Source organism: Ktedonobacter racemifer DSM 44963, from assembly GCF_000178855.1.
GTDB classification, from domain to species: domain Bacteria; phylum Chloroflexota; class Ktedonobacteria; order Ktedonobacterales; family Ktedonobacteraceae; genus Ktedonobacter; species Ktedonobacter racemifer.
Window position 1 is genome coordinate 891,354 of the sequence record NZ_ADVG01000003.1, and the last position, 15,455, is coordinate 906,808.

At 55.4% G+C, this 15,455-nt stretch carries 9 protein-coding genes; 5 read left to right on the plus strand and 4 right to left on the minus strand.

What is annotated here, in order from left to right:
* Window positions 1-30 precede the first annotated feature (30 nt).
* Window positions 31-2,391 carry a glycoside hydrolase family 65 protein gene (locus KRAC_RS32915; RefSeq protein WP_007914810.1) on the plus strand — a complete coding sequence of 787 codons (2,361 nt, stop codon included), beginning with the start codon at window positions 31-33 and terminating at the stop codon, window positions 2,389-2,391.
* A gap of 272 nt (window positions 2,392-2,663) precedes the next feature.
* A complete protein-coding gene (locus KRAC_RS32920) occupies window positions 2,664-5,996 on the plus strand; it encodes a PAS domain-containing sensor histidine kinase (RefSeq protein WP_007914812.1) in 3,333 nt (1,110 codons plus the stop codon).
* A 163-nt stretch (window positions 5,997-6,159) separates the two neighbouring features.
* On the opposite strand, the gene KRAC_RS32925 is transcribed toward KRAC_RS32920, so the two are convergent.
* The gene (locus KRAC_RS32925; RefSeq protein ID WP_007914814.1) at window positions 6,160-8,829 is read right to left on the minus strand and encodes a bifunctional YncE family protein/alkaline phosphatase family protein; all 2,670 of its coding nucleotides are present in this window, start codon (window positions 8,827-8,829) and stop codon (window positions 6,160-6,162) included.
* A gap of 650 nt (window positions 8,830-9,479) precedes the next feature.
* Here KRAC_RS32925 and KRAC_RS32930 point away from each other — a divergent pair.
* Together KRAC_RS32930 and KRAC_RS32935 are read left to right on the plus strand one after the other, a co-directional pair.
* A complete protein-coding gene (locus KRAC_RS32930; protein ID WP_244422385.1) occupies window positions 9,480-10,259 on the plus strand; it encodes a GNAT family N-acetyltransferase in 780 nt (259 codons plus the stop codon).
* Between the two features lie 61 nt (window positions 10,260-10,320).
* Window positions 10,321-10,698 (plus strand): DUF4180 domain-containing protein, encoded by a 378-nt coding sequence (locus KRAC_RS32935; RefSeq protein ID WP_007914818.1) that lies wholly within the window; start codon window positions 10,321-10,323, stop codon window positions 10,696-10,698.
* A gap of 77 nt (window positions 10,699-10,775) precedes the next feature.
* On the opposite strand, the gene KRAC_RS32940 is transcribed toward KRAC_RS32935, so the two are convergent.
* On the minus strand, window positions 10,776-11,669 hold the full coding sequence (locus KRAC_RS32940; RefSeq protein WP_244422387.1) for a substrate-binding domain-containing protein: 894 nt from the start codon (window positions 11,667-11,669) through the stop codon (window positions 10,776-10,778).
* A 63-nt stretch (window positions 11,670-11,732) separates the two neighbouring features.
* On the opposite strand from KRAC_RS32940, the gene KRAC_RS32945 reads away from it, so the two are divergent.
* Window positions 11,733-12,221, plus strand: a complete 489-nt coding sequence (locus tag KRAC_RS32945; protein WP_040445487.1) for an MFS transporter — start codon at window positions 11,733-11,735, stop codon at window positions 12,219-12,221.
* A gap of 66 nt (window positions 12,222-12,287) precedes the next feature.
* Here KRAC_RS32945 and KRAC_RS32950 read toward each other — a convergent pair whose 3' ends face one another.
* Window positions 12,288-14,330 (minus strand): PstS family phosphate ABC transporter substrate-binding protein, encoded by a 2,043-nt coding sequence (locus KRAC_RS32950; protein WP_007914827.1) that lies wholly within the window; start codon window positions 14,328-14,330, stop codon window positions 12,288-12,290.
* A gap of 378 nt (window positions 14,331-14,708) precedes the next feature.
* Window positions 14,709-15,404 (minus strand): class I SAM-dependent methyltransferase, encoded by a 696-nt coding sequence (locus KRAC_RS62970; protein WP_007914829.1) that lies wholly within the window; start codon window positions 15,402-15,404, stop codon window positions 14,709-14,711.
* Between the last annotated feature and the right edge of the window lie 51 nt (window positions 15,405-15,455).

Genomic DNA, 15,455 nt, shown 5'->3' on the forward strand with positions numbered 1-15,455 from the left:
ATGGACTCTGGCGCAAGAGAGGAAGAGGAGATGATTCAGCATCCTGCCTTCAAAGTGGAGGAGTGGAGCGTACGCGAGACAAAGCTGCATTTTGATGTCCTGGCACAGACGGAGTCTATTTTCGCGCTCTCAAATGGGCATATCGGGCTACGCGGAAACCTGGACGAGGGCGAGCCTCACGGGCTACCCGGCAGCTATCTAAACTCTGTCTACGAGCTGCATCCCCTCCCCTATGCAGAGAGCGCTTACGGCAACCCTGAGTCCGGGCAGACGATCATCAATGTCACCAATGGCAAACTGATCCGCCTGAATGTTGAGGATGAGCCATTCGACATTCGCTATGGCACCATCCATAGCCATGAGCGCGAATTAGACTTAAGAAATGGCATCCTGCGCCGCAGCGTATGCTGGACCTCGCCCGCCGGGCAAACGATCAAGGTGACCTCCACCCGGCTGGTCTCCTTTACCCAACGCGCTATAGCCGCGATCAACTACGAGGTCGAGCCAATAGACACACCCATGCGCATCGTGCTCCAGTCCGAACTGGTCGCCAACGAAGAAATAACCTCAAAACAGGACGATCCACGCGCGGCGAGCACGGTTACCAAGAAGCTGATAAGCGAGGAGAACCACGCCAAAGGGATGCTTGGGCTGCTGGTACACCACACCCAGGAGAGTGGCCTACGCATCGGGACGGCGATGGACCATGTGATTAAGGGGCCAGAGGAAATGGCCGTTGATGCCGATAGTTCGCCCGATATCGCGCGTTTAACCATCACGGCCAAGGTGAAACCGGGCGAGAAGATCCGCCTCACCAAGTACATCGCCTACGGCTGGTCGAGCCTGCGCTCACGCCCTGCCATCCACGACCAGGTCATTGCCGCGCTCTCGGCGGCGCGCATGACGGGCTGGGAGGGCCTTCTGGAGGAGCAGCGCGCCTACCTGGATACCTTCTGGGGCAAGGCCGATGTCGAGATCGAGGGCGATCCCCAGATTCAGCAGGCGGTGCGTTTCGCGCTCTTCCACGTCCTGCAAGCCGCGGCCAGGGGCGAGCGCCGCCCCATTCCCGCCAAGGGTCTGACCGGTCCCGGCTATGACGGGCATACCTTCTGGGATACCGAGATCTTCGTCCTGCCAGTCCTGACGCTCACTCAGCCCTCAGCGGTAGCCGACGCCCTCTACTGGCGCTACTCTATTCTGGATCAGGCCTGCGAGCGCGCACGGCTTCTTGGCCTGAAAGGTGCGACCTTCCCCTGGCGCACCATAGCGGGCGAAGAGTGCTCTGGCTACTGGCCTGCGAGCGTCGCCGCCTTCCATATCAACGCCGATATCGCCTACGCAGTCGTGCACTATGTAGGGGCCACCAATGACCTCAAGTTTGAGGAAGAGGTCGGCCTGCCCCTGCTCGTGGAGACCGCCCGGCTCTGGCGCTCGCTTGGCTGCGAAAATGCTGAAGGCCAGTTTCGCATCGATGGCGTGACCGGACCCAACGAGTATAGCGCCCTGGCCGACAATAATGTCTATACGAATCTCATGGCACAGCTCAACCTGCGCGCCGCCGCCGAGGCGGTCGAACGCCACCCGAAGGCCGCGCATAAGCTCGGCGTCAAGGATGAGGAGGTCAAGAACTGGCTTAGTGCCGCTGAAAACATGTTTTTGCCATATGATAAGCGCCTCAAGGTGACGCCACAGGACGAGGCCTTTACGAAACACGAGGTATGGAACTTCTCGCAGACGAAAAAAGATGAGTATCCTCTCTTTCTCCACTACCACTATGCCCATCTCTATCGTAAGCAAGTCGTGAAGCAGGCCGATCTCGTGCTTGCCATGCAGCTCTTCAGCAGTGCCTTTTCCGCCGAACTCAAGGCACGCAACTTCGCCTACTATGAGCCACTTACCGTGCGCGATTCCTCACTCTCAGCAAGCACCCAGGCCGTGCTCGCCGCCGAGGTTGGCCATCTCCAGCTCGCCTATGATTACCTGGGCGAGGCCGCGCTCATGGATCTGTATAACCTGGAGCATAACACCCAGGATGGCCTGCACATGGCTTCACTGGCTGGAAGCTGGACGGCCCTCGTCGCGGGCCTGGGCGGCCTGCGCTGGCAAGATGGCTCGCTCTCCTTCGCGCCTCGCCTGCCGGAGGGACTTAAGCGCCTGGCCTTCCGCATCCGCTTCAAGGGCCGCTGCCTGCTCGTCGAAATCAAGCCAGGCGAGGCTAGCTATCGCCTGCTAGATGGCGAGCCCCTGAAAACCTGGCATCACGGCCAGGAGATAACGGTCTCCACCAAAGAAGCCACAACCCGACCCATCCCCTCTATCAAAGCCGGAGCACCACCCAAACAACCCTCCGAACGCACACCCGCTCACCGCGAGCCGGGCGGCTCAAAGTAGAAACGTGATTGAGGGAGTACCCTGACTGTTGATGCGTTCGCAGTTGGTACGTTGGACTCCTACAAATTGTAGAGAAGGACACCACCAAAGGTTCACAATGACACCCCGACGGACGAACAATTTCCTCGGAAAGATGGTAGTACGGTAGTCCAGTACAGCTTGCTTGTTCCTCGTAGATATCACATCATTTCATTATACTTCTGTATGTCAGAGCAGGTACGCATCTTCGCCACCAGGGATTGGGACACGTGAAAGGGATAGGGTGCCACCATATGTCCAATGCGAAACAGAGCAAACGTCTCACTCTCGCGTCGAGTGGCACGCTCCTTACCATGCTTGAGACGCTACCAGGTGCCTTCTTTTTTATCGATGATGCTGCGACGATTGTGTATGCCAATGCGAGCGCGCAGGCGATGCTAGGCGCACCACTAGAAGCACTTCGTGGGAACAACTTCTGGCGCTGTGCCCCCTACCTGGTGAGCACCACGCTCTACCAGGCCGTGCGCAAAACGAAACAGGCCCGAGCATTGACCGAAGTGGAGTATGTTTCTCCCGTCACCCAGGCCTTGCTGCACGTGCATCTCGCTCCAACCGTTGGGGGGCTTACCTTACAGTTCCACGAGGTAAGAGAACCAATCTGGCGTCAGGAGATATTTCCCCAGGGCGAGCGCCTCTGCATCGATGACCTGGACGGCTTGCATACCAGGATCGGGATTCTGACACCCGAGGGAATCGTGTTGGACATCAATGCGGTCCCCTTAGACGACGCGCAGGTCCGACGCGAGGAGGTGATTGGCAAACCGCTGGCCGAGGCCCCCTGGTGGTCCTCTTCTCCTGGCAGTCAAGAGCAGCTGCGCGCAGCCATCGCGCGAGCCAGCACGGGAGAAACGGCGCATTTCGAGGCTCAGCTTTGCCCGAGGGAAGGAATAGTCCTTTCCTCTGAGAGCGTGATCACCCCTCACCTGGATGCGGATCACCAGGTCGAGTACCTCGTCATCGCCGGCATCGACATCACCGCGCGCAAGCGAGCCGAAAGAGAAATCCATGCCCTGATCGATGCCATCCCCCAATTAGTCTGGACCGGGCGACCAGACGGCTATGTTGACTCGTATAATCAACGCTGGCGGGACTATACCGGCCTGAGCACCGAACAGGCTCAGGGGAATGGGTGGATGCAGTGTACGCATCCTGCTGACCGCCAACGCGTCCTGGAGGTGTGGCAGAACGCCGTTCAGACCGGCAGACCGTATGAAACGGAACAGCGCCTGCGCCAGCACACAACCGGAGAGTATCGCTGGTTCCTGATGCAAGCGGTACCGTTCAAAGATGCGCAAGGCACGATCCTCAAATATATTGGCACCTGCACCGACATCGATGAGCAAAAACGGGCGCAGCAGCAACTCAAAACAAGTGAGGAGAACTGGCGGGGGCTGGCCGAAACGGTGCCGCAGTTGGTGTGGACCACGTCGCCAGATGGCCGGGTTGAGTATTGGAATCAACGGTGGTATACCTATACTGGTTCCTCCCTTGAACACGCATTGGGCCATGAATGGAGCCAGTTTTTGCCCCCTGACGAGTATCAGCACACCCTGACGGTCTGGCATCACGCGCTCGAAACAGGTGAGCCCTATGAGATCGAATATCGTCTCAAGGAGGGCCAAACGGGGGGATATCGCTGGTTCTTAGTCCGCGCCATGCCGGTGCGCGATGACACCCGCCAGATCGTCAAGTGGTTTGGCACCTGCACCGACATCGATGACCGAAAACAGGCCGAGCAGCAACTCAAAGAAAGCCGGGAGCACTTGCGCGTGCTAGCCGAAACGGTGCCGCAGTTGGTGTGGAGCACAGGACCGGACGGCTTGACGGAAGACTGGAATCAACGGTTTGCGGACTATTTCCAGGCGACGCCAGAGCAATTACGAGGGTATGGCTGGCGTCAGTTCCTGCATCCCGAGGAGTATGACCACGTGCGCGCCGTCCGGGACCGCTCGCTGGAAACGGGTGAACCCTATGAGATCGAATATCGTCTCAGGGAGGGCAAAACGGGCCTCTATCGCTGGTTTTTAGCTCGCGCCTTGCCGGTGCGCGATGAAGCAGGCCAGATCCTCAAGTGGTTTGGGACTGCTACCGACATCGACGAGCAGAAACAGGTCGAGCAGCAGCTCAAAATCAGCGAACAAAACTGGCGGGTGCTGGCCGAAACGGTGCCACAGTTGGTGTGGACAGTACGACCCGACGGTCAGCACGAGTACACGAACCAGCGCTGGCATGACTACACCGGGTCCACACTTGAGCACATGCAAAGCGACCAATGGGCTCATCTCCAGTTCATCCATCCCGATGATCGTGAAGACACCCGAGCGCTCTGGCAGCATGCCCTGGACACGGGAGCCATGTATGATCACGAAGAGCGTCTCCGAGAGAGCCAGACGGGCCTCTATCGCTGGTTCTTAGTCCGCGGCATGCCGGTGCGCGATGACACCGGCCAGATCGTCAAATGGTTTGGCACCTGCACCGATATTGAGGACCAGAAATGCATCGAGGAAGCCTTGCGTCAGAGCCAGGAGCGCATCCGTGCCCTCATCGACTCCAATATTATCGGGATTGTTTCTGTCGAAGGAGAGGAGAATGTACTGGTGGAAGCGAATGAGGCGTATCTTCACATGACCGGCTATACCCAGGAGGATGTGCGCAGCAGAACGCTGAGCGCGGAGAGCACCACTCCCCCAGAACAGGCGCCGCTCTTCCAGCGCGCGCTCCAGGAGATAACCGCACGCGGGCAGCATACGCCCCTTGAAACCGAACTGGTGTGTAAAGACGGCAGCCGCCTGCCGGTGTTGGTGGGAGGCGTCATCTTCCAGGAGCGTCCACGCCTGATGGTCTCCTTTGTGCTGGATAACTCGGCGCGCAAGGAACTGGAGCAACGCAAAGATGCCTTTATCAGTATGGCCAGCCATGAACTGCGGAACCCGCTCGCCGCGTTAAAGATGCAAACCCAACTGGTGCAAAAACGGCTGGAAAGGCAGTCCCTTCACGAGGCTGCCACAGCGCTTTCCCGGGTGGAGGGGCCCGTCAAGCAACTGGAACGCCTGATCGGAGAGTTACTGGATGTCTCCAAGATCCAGGCGGGCAGACTGGAGTATCGGCAGGAGACGGTCGATCTTGATGCGTTGCTTCATGAGGTGGCCGACACGATGCAGCAGCTCAGTACGACGCATACCATTGTGGTGCGCGGTGCGGCACCGCACTTACTCGTCGGAGACAAAGACAGGCTCGGACAGGTCTTCACCAACCTGATCAGCAATGCCATCAAGTATTCTCCCGACACCGAGGCCGTCGAGATTGACCTGAGTGCCTCCGAAGAGACGGTCACGATCAGTGTGCATGATCATGGCCTGGGCATCCCACGAGAGCAGCGCGACAAGATTTTTGAGCGGTTCTATCGGGCCACTGGTCCCAGGCAGAGAGCGATCCCCGGCCTGGGCATGGGACTCTACATTGTGGCGGAAATCGTCAAACGTCATGAGGGAACCATCACAGTGGACAGCACCGTTGGGAAAGGATCGACCTTTACGGTGACTCTGCCCTGCAAGAGGGATACTTGAGCGCGGAAAGGTTATGCCAGCGAGGTCATTTTGCTCCTGCTGCGCTATTTCTTTCAAGAATTACGCTATCGCTGGATAAAAGTAGGCGCGTACGCCAGTAGCGGGCTCGCTACTGGCGTACGCGCCTACATCTGTGAGGGAAGAGAGCTTCCCTCGCTCTGGATTAGCCGTCGCTGTCGTTGCCGCTTTGCGAGGCGCCATTGGGCGTGGGATAGGGAACGTTCGCGCCTTTGATCGCGTGCCAGAGGATCTGATTCAGTTGATCCATGGGCATGCGATCCTCTTGCGAGAAGTCCATCTTCGCGGACTGCTGCGCGCCATAGGTGGTCGCCGTATTGAGCTGGGTGACGGGAATGCTCTCCGGGCTCGCATCGTAGGGCGCCAGGTTGGGTTTGTTATTAAAGAGACGCCACATAGGCATCGCGTTCGCGTCATACTGGCTGAGCGGGTGCAGACCCAGGATCAACTCCATCGTGCGCACCATCGCCGCTGTGTCATAGAGCGTATGATCGACGCGGGAGCTGGAACCCGAGGTATAAGGGCTGATGACCAGCGACTCCGTACGATGCGCGTCGACGTGGTCCGGCCCGTTCTGCGCGTCGTCCTCGGTCACAAAGACAGCTGTATCCTTCCAGTACTTGCTATGGCTCAGGATATCGATGACCTGGCCAACCGCGTTATCGTTCTCGGCTACCGCTGCCTGGGGCGTCAACTTACCGGGCGTCGTTCCCTGCGTATGGTCGTTGGGCAGGCGCAGCAACTCCAACTGGGGCAGATCGTTTCCAGTCACAAACTGATTAAACTCGCGCTGCCACTCCGCCACACGGTCGGTCTCGCGATAGTTGCTATCGAAGGTACGGAATTTGGGGTCGAAATGTCCAACCAGGTTGGGCGTGACCTTGTCATTTACCGTCCCGGCCGGGAAACAGAGCACCTGACCAGCAGGAATGGTGACACCCGTATATGAATGCGCGATGGGACCTGCGCAGGTAGACGCCTGACTCTCGGGAATCAGTGTCGGAGGCGTGCTCGAGAACTGGTAGAACTCGCCGTAGTCGCGATATGTCACCTTAGCCTGGGCCGCTGAATCCCAGAGGTAGCCACCGGGCGAGAGGTTGATGGAGCTGCCACCCTCAAAGTCATAGGGACGATTGCGCCCCTGACCAGGCGAGTAGTCCTGCGGCCACATCTTCTCGTTGTAGTCGCTGGCGTTCGCCGAGCTCGCCCAGTTATGACCATCGGCGCTCACCTCGGCGTCGGCGTAGAAGTTATCAAGCAGGCCAAAGCGCTCCACCAGGGAGTGCAAATTGGGCGTATTATTTTTGGGGAATAGTGTTAGATTGGGATCGTTATCACCAAGTTTCTCATCGCCAAAGACCTGGTCATAGGTACGATTCTCTTTGATGATATAGATTACATGTTTGATGGGCGACGTTCCGCCGGGCAGGGGAATAGGATTGCCGGGGTTGCGCTCGTAGACAGACTTGTCCTTCTGGTGATCGTTGCGCGCCACCTGCTGGGTATAGAGCGCCAGTTTACCCTCGCTGGGTACCTCGATGCTCGACAGCGTACCGACAATCATACTACCTGAATAATTGTTGAATGTGCAGTTGCAATAGCCATCATTATACCCATTCACGGCATCGATGATGGGCGCATTCTTGCGCGTAGGATTGGGCGGATAGCCCTTCTTATTATTGGGGCCAGCTCCCAGACCTTTACCATTTGTCACATAGAGCGTGCCACTGTCGCGACTGACATTGACGGATGTCGGATACCAGGCAGTGGGAATGCGGCCCAGCACGGCGCTGTCGTCGTCCTTAAGGTTAAGCACTACGACCTCGTTGTTGCCCGCGTCAACGACATACAGGGTCTTACCATTCGGCGTGATTGCCAGGCCCTCGGGGCTGCTGCTCAACGGTGCCTTGGCGTAGGGCGAGACCGAAATTCTCCGCACCTCTTTATAGCTGTTGGTATCCACAACAGAGACCGCATCGCTATTAGCATCCGTTACATACAGGCGCTCGCCATCCGGCGAGAACACCATCGCGGTTGGATGCTGACCAACGCCAATCGTGGCCTTGACGGTCTTGCTACTCGCGTCAATTACTGAGAGCGTCGCGTCTCCCCAGTTAGAGGCATAGATGGTCTTGCCATCATTACTAACCAGGGTCGTATATGGATATCCGCCAATCTTAATGGTCGACGTGACCACTTTCGTCGCGGTATCGACGACCGAGATCGTATTGGCGAGGTTATTCGCGACATACAGAGTCTTCCCATCAGGGCTGACACTCAAGCCGGTCGGGAAGGGATTAGCCCTCAGTGTTCCAATGACGACATCACCTGTGGATGACAGCACGCCATTAGGCAGGACACTAAACGTATGCACCACATCCTCGCCGCCGCCAGAGGCGTAGACGTGCTTGCCATCGGGGCTATAAGCCAGTCCCACGAAGACGCTATGTGGGGCGTAGTAGGGAACGCTTTGAATGACTTTGTTGTCTTTGGTCGAAATTACCTGGAGCGACTGAATACCCGCGCCGCTGTTCACCACCAGTAAATAGCGCCCATCCGGTGAGAGAACCGAGTTCAGCGGGAGATCCCCTAGCGGGAGCTGTTTGCCAGCCGGAGTAATCGTCCAATTATTGATGAGCTGCGTTTTCCCATCATGTGTTCCTGGCTCGCCATTATCATTCCAGACATGGCCCGCGGCAAAGATAGTGGAGGGAATGATAGTCAGAACTAAGAGAAGCGCTACAACAACAGTTATACGACGATGCTTGCGTACAAATTGGCTCAATTGCTGCATACGCGCATTGCGATTTTGCATGCACCCTACCTTTCTACTGCTATAACAAGTAAGTGCCTATACGGAAACCTGAGCGCGCTTGTCCCCGAATGGGGGAAGCGCTAGTCGCGAGAGCGACGTTGGTTTCCGCATAAGAAGTAAGAGTGGTTGCCGGTTCGCCCTACACAGCATAATTGAGAAGTTTTAAATCAACATTCATCGAATATTAATTGTTTGTAAAATATCTAAATAAAATCCCAGCTGCATTTCACCCTAATTTCTTTTATTTAATAATTTATAGCTATATAAATAACCAATCCCTTAATTTATTGATAAGCAGGATCGATGCGCGCCTAGGGCGCTCAGAGTAAGAGGGGGAAGGGAAGAGGTTATTGCGGACTTGTGTCCGCAATAACCTCTTCCCTTCCCCCTCTTACTGAAAGGACAGGCACGAGATAGGGCATGTATAGCTGATCTTCACCAGCTAAGCAGTATTATATACTGCACGAAATTGTTATAATGGCGTTCAGTACGTATTTCTTGCTATTAATAAGGAGCAATCTCGTGTCTATTACACGCTCTCCCTTTCGCGGCATGGTTGATGTGCCGCGCATCCTGCCCCCCTGGTCGCTGCTATGCCGCTCTCCTCTCGCCACGTGGTTGACCTGCCCTGGCGCTTGAGTACGCCTCTCATGCAAGAGGGACGTGACACCGTTCTCTGGGAGGACGCACAGGGGCAGGTCCTAGGCTTCGCGGCCTGGCAGTATTACTGGGCCACGCTCGACTTCTTTATCTTGCCGGGACCCACGGCACAGCAGGTTGAGCAAGATATCTTTGCCTGGGCCGAGGAGCGCTTTCGTGAACTGGACGAGGAGCGCGGACGGCCTCTCCCCTACTGGGTCGAGTTTCGCGATGACGACCTGGCACGGCGCGAGCTAGTCGAGGCATGTGGCTATCTGCTAGATGAGGGCGATCACTATGTCGCGCTTGAGCATCCGCTGACAGATCTCCCGCCGGTCCCGGCCCTGCCCGAGGGCTTTACCCTGCGACAACTCGCGGGCGAGCAGGAGGTTGCGGCCTATGCCGAGCTTCACCGGGCGGCCTTCGAGAGTACCTCCATGACGCCAGAGTGGCGGGCGCGCACACTCCAGATGCCCCAGTACCGACCCGAAATCGATATTGTAGTGAGCGCGCCCGGTAGCGAGCTGGCGGGCTTCTGCGTTGGCTGGCTAGCACCTGAGCGCGGTGTCGCCCAGATCGAGCCACTGGGCGTCCATCCGCGCTATCAGCACCTGGGCCTCGGGCGCATCCTCCTGCTGGAGATGCTGCACCGCTTCCAGGCGCACGGAGCAGAAAAGAGCCTCGTTGAGACAAACCTTGAGCGCACCGCCGCCCGCAAGGCCTACGAGTCGGTTGGCTTCTCCCAGGGTCAACTCGTCTACCGTCAGGGCAAATGGATGACAAATGTGTAGGGTTCATGCTAGCATAAACCCTACAACTTAACGGCTGCTACAAACAGGCATTGGAGGTACGATGTCCGATACACTTACGACAATTCACGGCGTTCAGGTTCTCGTCTGCGCGCCAGAGGGAGCGAAACTACGAAGCGAACAGGATGCCGTTGAACTAATTGGCGAGACATTTCAGCAAGGCGTGGGGTGGATCATTGTACCAGTAGAGCGCCTTGAAGACGATTTCTTCCAGCTCAGGACCCGACTCGCAGGTCACTTCATTCAGAAATTCGTCACATACAGGCGCCACCTTGTAATCCTGGGCGATATATCTAGATACACAGCTCAGAGCCGCGCATTCAACGATTATGTCTACGAAACGAATCGTGGCAACGACGTATGGTTTCTGCCTGATATGCAAGCACTCGAAGACCGGCTAAAGCGTATGCAGCAAGGTTGATACGTGAACAAAGCCGAGGTAAGCAAAGGTTATTAAGAGGGGGACAGATCTACTTATCTCCAATCAATGAATGCTTGCTAGATTGGTTTCAGAAGTTTTCCTGCGGTGAAGCACAGGACGCGCGTTTGATGAGGGGGGGTGGCAAGTTCAATACGAACGCTCTCGACCGGTTCACCAGCTATTAAACGCAACAACAGCTTGGTCGCGACACGCCCCATTTCTAATAGGGGCTGGTGGATAGTCGTCAAAGCAGGTGTCACCCATTCCGCGTAAGGCATATTGTCAAACCCAATCACACTCATCGCTCCTGGGACCGCTATGCCACGCTCAAATAATGCTCTATACACGCCGAGACACTGTTCATCACTCCCTACAAAGATAGCTGTAGGCATTTCTGGCAACGCAAGGATCTGCATCATCTCTTGATATGCCTGCTCGGCATGAAAATCAGCAAAACGGATCAGCGCCGGATCAACAGGGACGCCTGCTTCTTGTAGGGCGTGACGATATCCAGCAATCCGATCTTGTGTGCAAGGATGGTCAGGCAGACCCATCAGGGCCGCGATACGACGATGGCCCAGAGATATCAAATACTCGGTCGCTAGTTTTCCACCAGACCAGTTCGTCGCACTCACCGAAAGATCTTCTGGTCCCAATTCTCCAAAGGGATCCACGACAACGAAGGGAATTCCACGACGGCTTAGTTCTTGTAGGTAGAGAGACCGCTTATCAGCGAGAACCAGAACGGCTCCATCGACCGCCCCTTCAGAGAGTCTCTGCCGCCACTGCTGCTCACGTTCTCTAAGGGCATGGGTTGAGGCAAGCACCATGCGTACCTCTGTAGGCAGGAGGGCCTCTTCGACCCCGCGCAAGATCTCGAACGCATAGTAACTGTTCAGTTCTTGCCCGACGAGAAAATCGATTTGCCCGCTGCTTCCTTTTCTTAGCGAGCGGGCTGCTTTATTAAGCATGTAGCCTCGTTCCGCCATCACCCGCTCCACACGTTCACGGGTAGTTGGAGCCACGTCCGTGCGTTGATTAATCACTTTCGAGACCGGGGAGCCACCCTGGCTGGCTGGTTGATTGCCGTACGCAAACGTTACCAGGCAATACTCCTTGTGGGCATAAGCATTATGGCCTGTGGGGTCTTTTTTCTGACACGCATAGCGCCTCCAACTAATCTCCTGGAGATGATCATCTGTATGGTTTTGGCTGGACTTGGCATTGGCTCAATTTTCTCCGTACTCTATCTCGCGGCCCAGAACGTGTTGCCATTGACACAACTAGGCGTGGGCAGCGCGGTCATACGCTATCTCGGTCAAATTGGTTCAACGCTGGGAGTAGCTCTAATAGGCGCTGTAGTCAACCAGTCTCTCATCAGTTCTGGCAAGCAAACAACTGCGACATTCATGATCGCTCTCCAGCATGGCTTCCTAACTGTTCTGGTCTTCTGCGCTATCGCTCTGCTAGCGGCCTGCTTTCTGAAAGATCCTCCAGCCACGCAGCCGCCAGGTGATAACTAACCAGTGGAAGGCCCTGGCGTCATGCCAGGGCCTTCCACTGTCTGTCACCTTATGAGATGTAGCCCTTTATAGATGAGTGGCAAGCACATCTTTTTGAATGGAGTCCAGGCTAAAGAAGGTTCCATCCGTACGCAGGTTATCCTTAATATAGTTCACAAAAGCAATGGTAAGCTGATCGGGATTCGACCTGGTATAGACACGTTCAATGGCCCAGAAGGGATAGGCGTTTGATGCAACCTGATCGAGAGTGGGTGCCTGGTTATCGATCTCGATGGTCACTATGGTAGAGGCGTATTGCTTCTCGTTGGTCGTACCCAGGTCCGCGTATCCAATGGCGCCATCTTGTTTGCCAACCCGCTCCAGAACCGTCTGTGTGCTGCTGTAGGTCTGAGCCGGTTCATTCATCTTCTGCCCTTTCATCACAAAGTTGATGAAGGCATGACGAGTGCCAGATTCATCGGAGCGCCCAACGGTAACGATTGGTAGATTGGCTGGTTGGCCACCTACATCCCCCCATTTCTTGTAGGTGCCGTTATAGATTTTTACTATCTGCTGCTGGGTCAATGAATGAATGCCAGTAACCTTTTTATTAATGAACATAGTAAAGACGATGACCGCAACTCTATGCTCTTGCAGACCAGTATAAGAACTATAGGGGGGACCAGCCTCCTGAGGAGTAACCTCGGAGCTAGCGATCTGAACGGCACCACTTTTTAGATCGCTCAAACTATTAAGGCTCGCCTTACTCTCCTGGTTTATATGGGCAAAGAGACAGGTCCTCTGATAGCTACTGACCAGGCCCTTCATCGTATCATTAAACGCGGTGGAGCTATCGATGTTAATCGTTCCGGATACACACTGGCTCAGAGGTGTTCCATAGATGATAGAGGTAACGGTAGGCATGACCAAGCCCGGCAGTAGGCAGATAAAAAGGGCCAGGAACCATGTGCGCACCAGGGATATCCTCTGCGCGTTTCTCATGGGCGTGATCTTGCCATCGTTCATGCTACCAAAGACCTTCAAGCCCGCCTTTTCGCGCGTCACAATCTTCAGGTTAACAAGTTCTCTGCGTTTGAGCGGTAGTTTAACAATTTCGACAAATTCTTGATTTTTCTTGTCCAGCTTGATAAAGCTACGTAGTTGCTCTGGCGGAAACTTATCTGGTGGCGCAACATCATGAATTGAGCAACGAATCAGCGATTTGGGTGCGAATTGGAAGCGGATCGAGCTCTCGTAGTCATCCCTCTTTATATCTTCATCACCGGTATTCTTCAGGCGCACCATCATAACGCGCGCTTTATTCTCCTGCCGACCATTAACCATCAATTTAATGTCGTTTTCGCCCCTGTCCTTCTGATTGTTCAGCAGGCCAACATCCTCGATAATCTCATAGCTGAGGCGCTTACTCTTCGTCAGGAGGAAACCCACAAAAGATGGTATCAGGATCGGAAGCATCACACCTAAGATCTGCAACCAGTTCGCCCAGCGAGGATCACCTAGTTGAGTCAGGCTTTGCAACGAGGGATTTACAGATGGTTCCAGCAGTATGCCCACGAGCAAACCGATAAAGATGGCGAGAGCAATTATGAAGCGTGGATGCGCGAGCAAGAAGTCATCCACCCCGGTGAGGATGCGCGTGAAAAATGGCGGCGATGCGTTTGAAGTGCCCCCTTTATCCTCATGTATCTTCGTGGGATCCCACGGCTGGGTAGAATGGGCAAGCATGGCCGGTATAAGCGCCTGCAAAGCGGACTCCTGGTCTTTTTGCAGAGATGCATGATCCGCCAATACTGGCAAAGAGGCAAAGCGTTGGTCCAGTCCCTTCACTGGCCGCATAAGGACAAGGAATATTTTCCCCCTGCCCTCTTTGTGCCTCTCCAGAGCGCTATTCATATTCACACTTCGACTATACGAAGAGGATAGAAGTTCCGGGCACATAGCAAGCAGAATGATCTCCGTCTCGTCCATGTGAGAGCCATCCTGCTGATTTTCGCCATTGACGACGTCTTTAATAACCTGGTTGAAGCCACTCTGATGAAGTTTCTCTTCGATACGCGTTACCAGTGGCTCATCTTGAGCAGCATGAGCAATGACAATCTTTGGAGCCATGCAGGGGTACCCCCTTTTACCAACATCTTCTTCCTGAAGATGCGCTCACTTCTCGCGCCTGCGGCGCTCGCCTGGTTAGGAGGTGTGGAGCGTGCTAGTAGGCGCGTACGCGCCTACTAGCACGCTCCACACCTCCTAATAAAGGTAATTGGCGTTAACTTTATAAATGCTATGTAGGGGGTATGCGATTTGCGCCTGCTTCTGCAGGCTATTTCGATATACTTCTATGTACATAGCTATTATATATTATTCTTCTGTGGAACCGCTATTAACAATTTCACATTTTCTTTATCTTCAATAAGATAGACGCGAATCGGAGGCTTTTTCTCTAAGCATAACGTCTCACCACTGCGTGGCTCGCAGAGAACCTGTACGTACTCAGTCTAAGCTTTTGTGGGCCAGGACAAAGCCTGCGCCTGGGAAAGCTGAGAAGCGTGGAGGCCGCATCTCCTCCGTTTCTACCTGCGAGAAACCGGACTCCGAGACGATGGCAGTCAAATCATGCGTGCGGCTCCCCCCGGCGTGAAAGCGCGCAGGCTGGCCCTGGCGTTCCTTCTTGTGAGTGAAATCGGCCATGACCAGCCGCCCCCCAGGTTTGAGTACCCGGGCGATTTCCGCGAGTCCCTGGCGTTTGAGGGGAGCAGGCAAATGGTGCATCATCAAGGTCGAAAACACCACGTCAAATGTCTGATCGGGAAAGGCGAGTTGCTCGATCACCCCGATCTGGAACTCGATGGGTATGTTGCGTTGAGCCGCTTTCGCGCGGGCCCGGGCAATCTGCTGATGTCCAGGGTCAATACCCACAATGCGGCCTACACGGCCCACGCGGTGGGCCACTTCCACTACTAGCGTTCCCGTGCCGCAGCCCACATCCAGCACCATCTCTCCAGGTTGAATGCGGGCCAGGTCGACGGTTTTTTGCCTCAGCTCCCGCACTTTGCCCCGAAACATGAAGATGTCGGTGAGCCATTCGTGCAGATCGTAGCGCCAGCCTCCGCTCCCAATCAGTCCTTTTGTCTCTTTGTCCGATCCCTCGCCCGCAGTGCGGTGGCGATGCTGTGAAAACGAATGCATAGATCTTGCTCCTTTGAGAGAAAACTTCTCTTTTGAAAAAAGTGTCTGTTG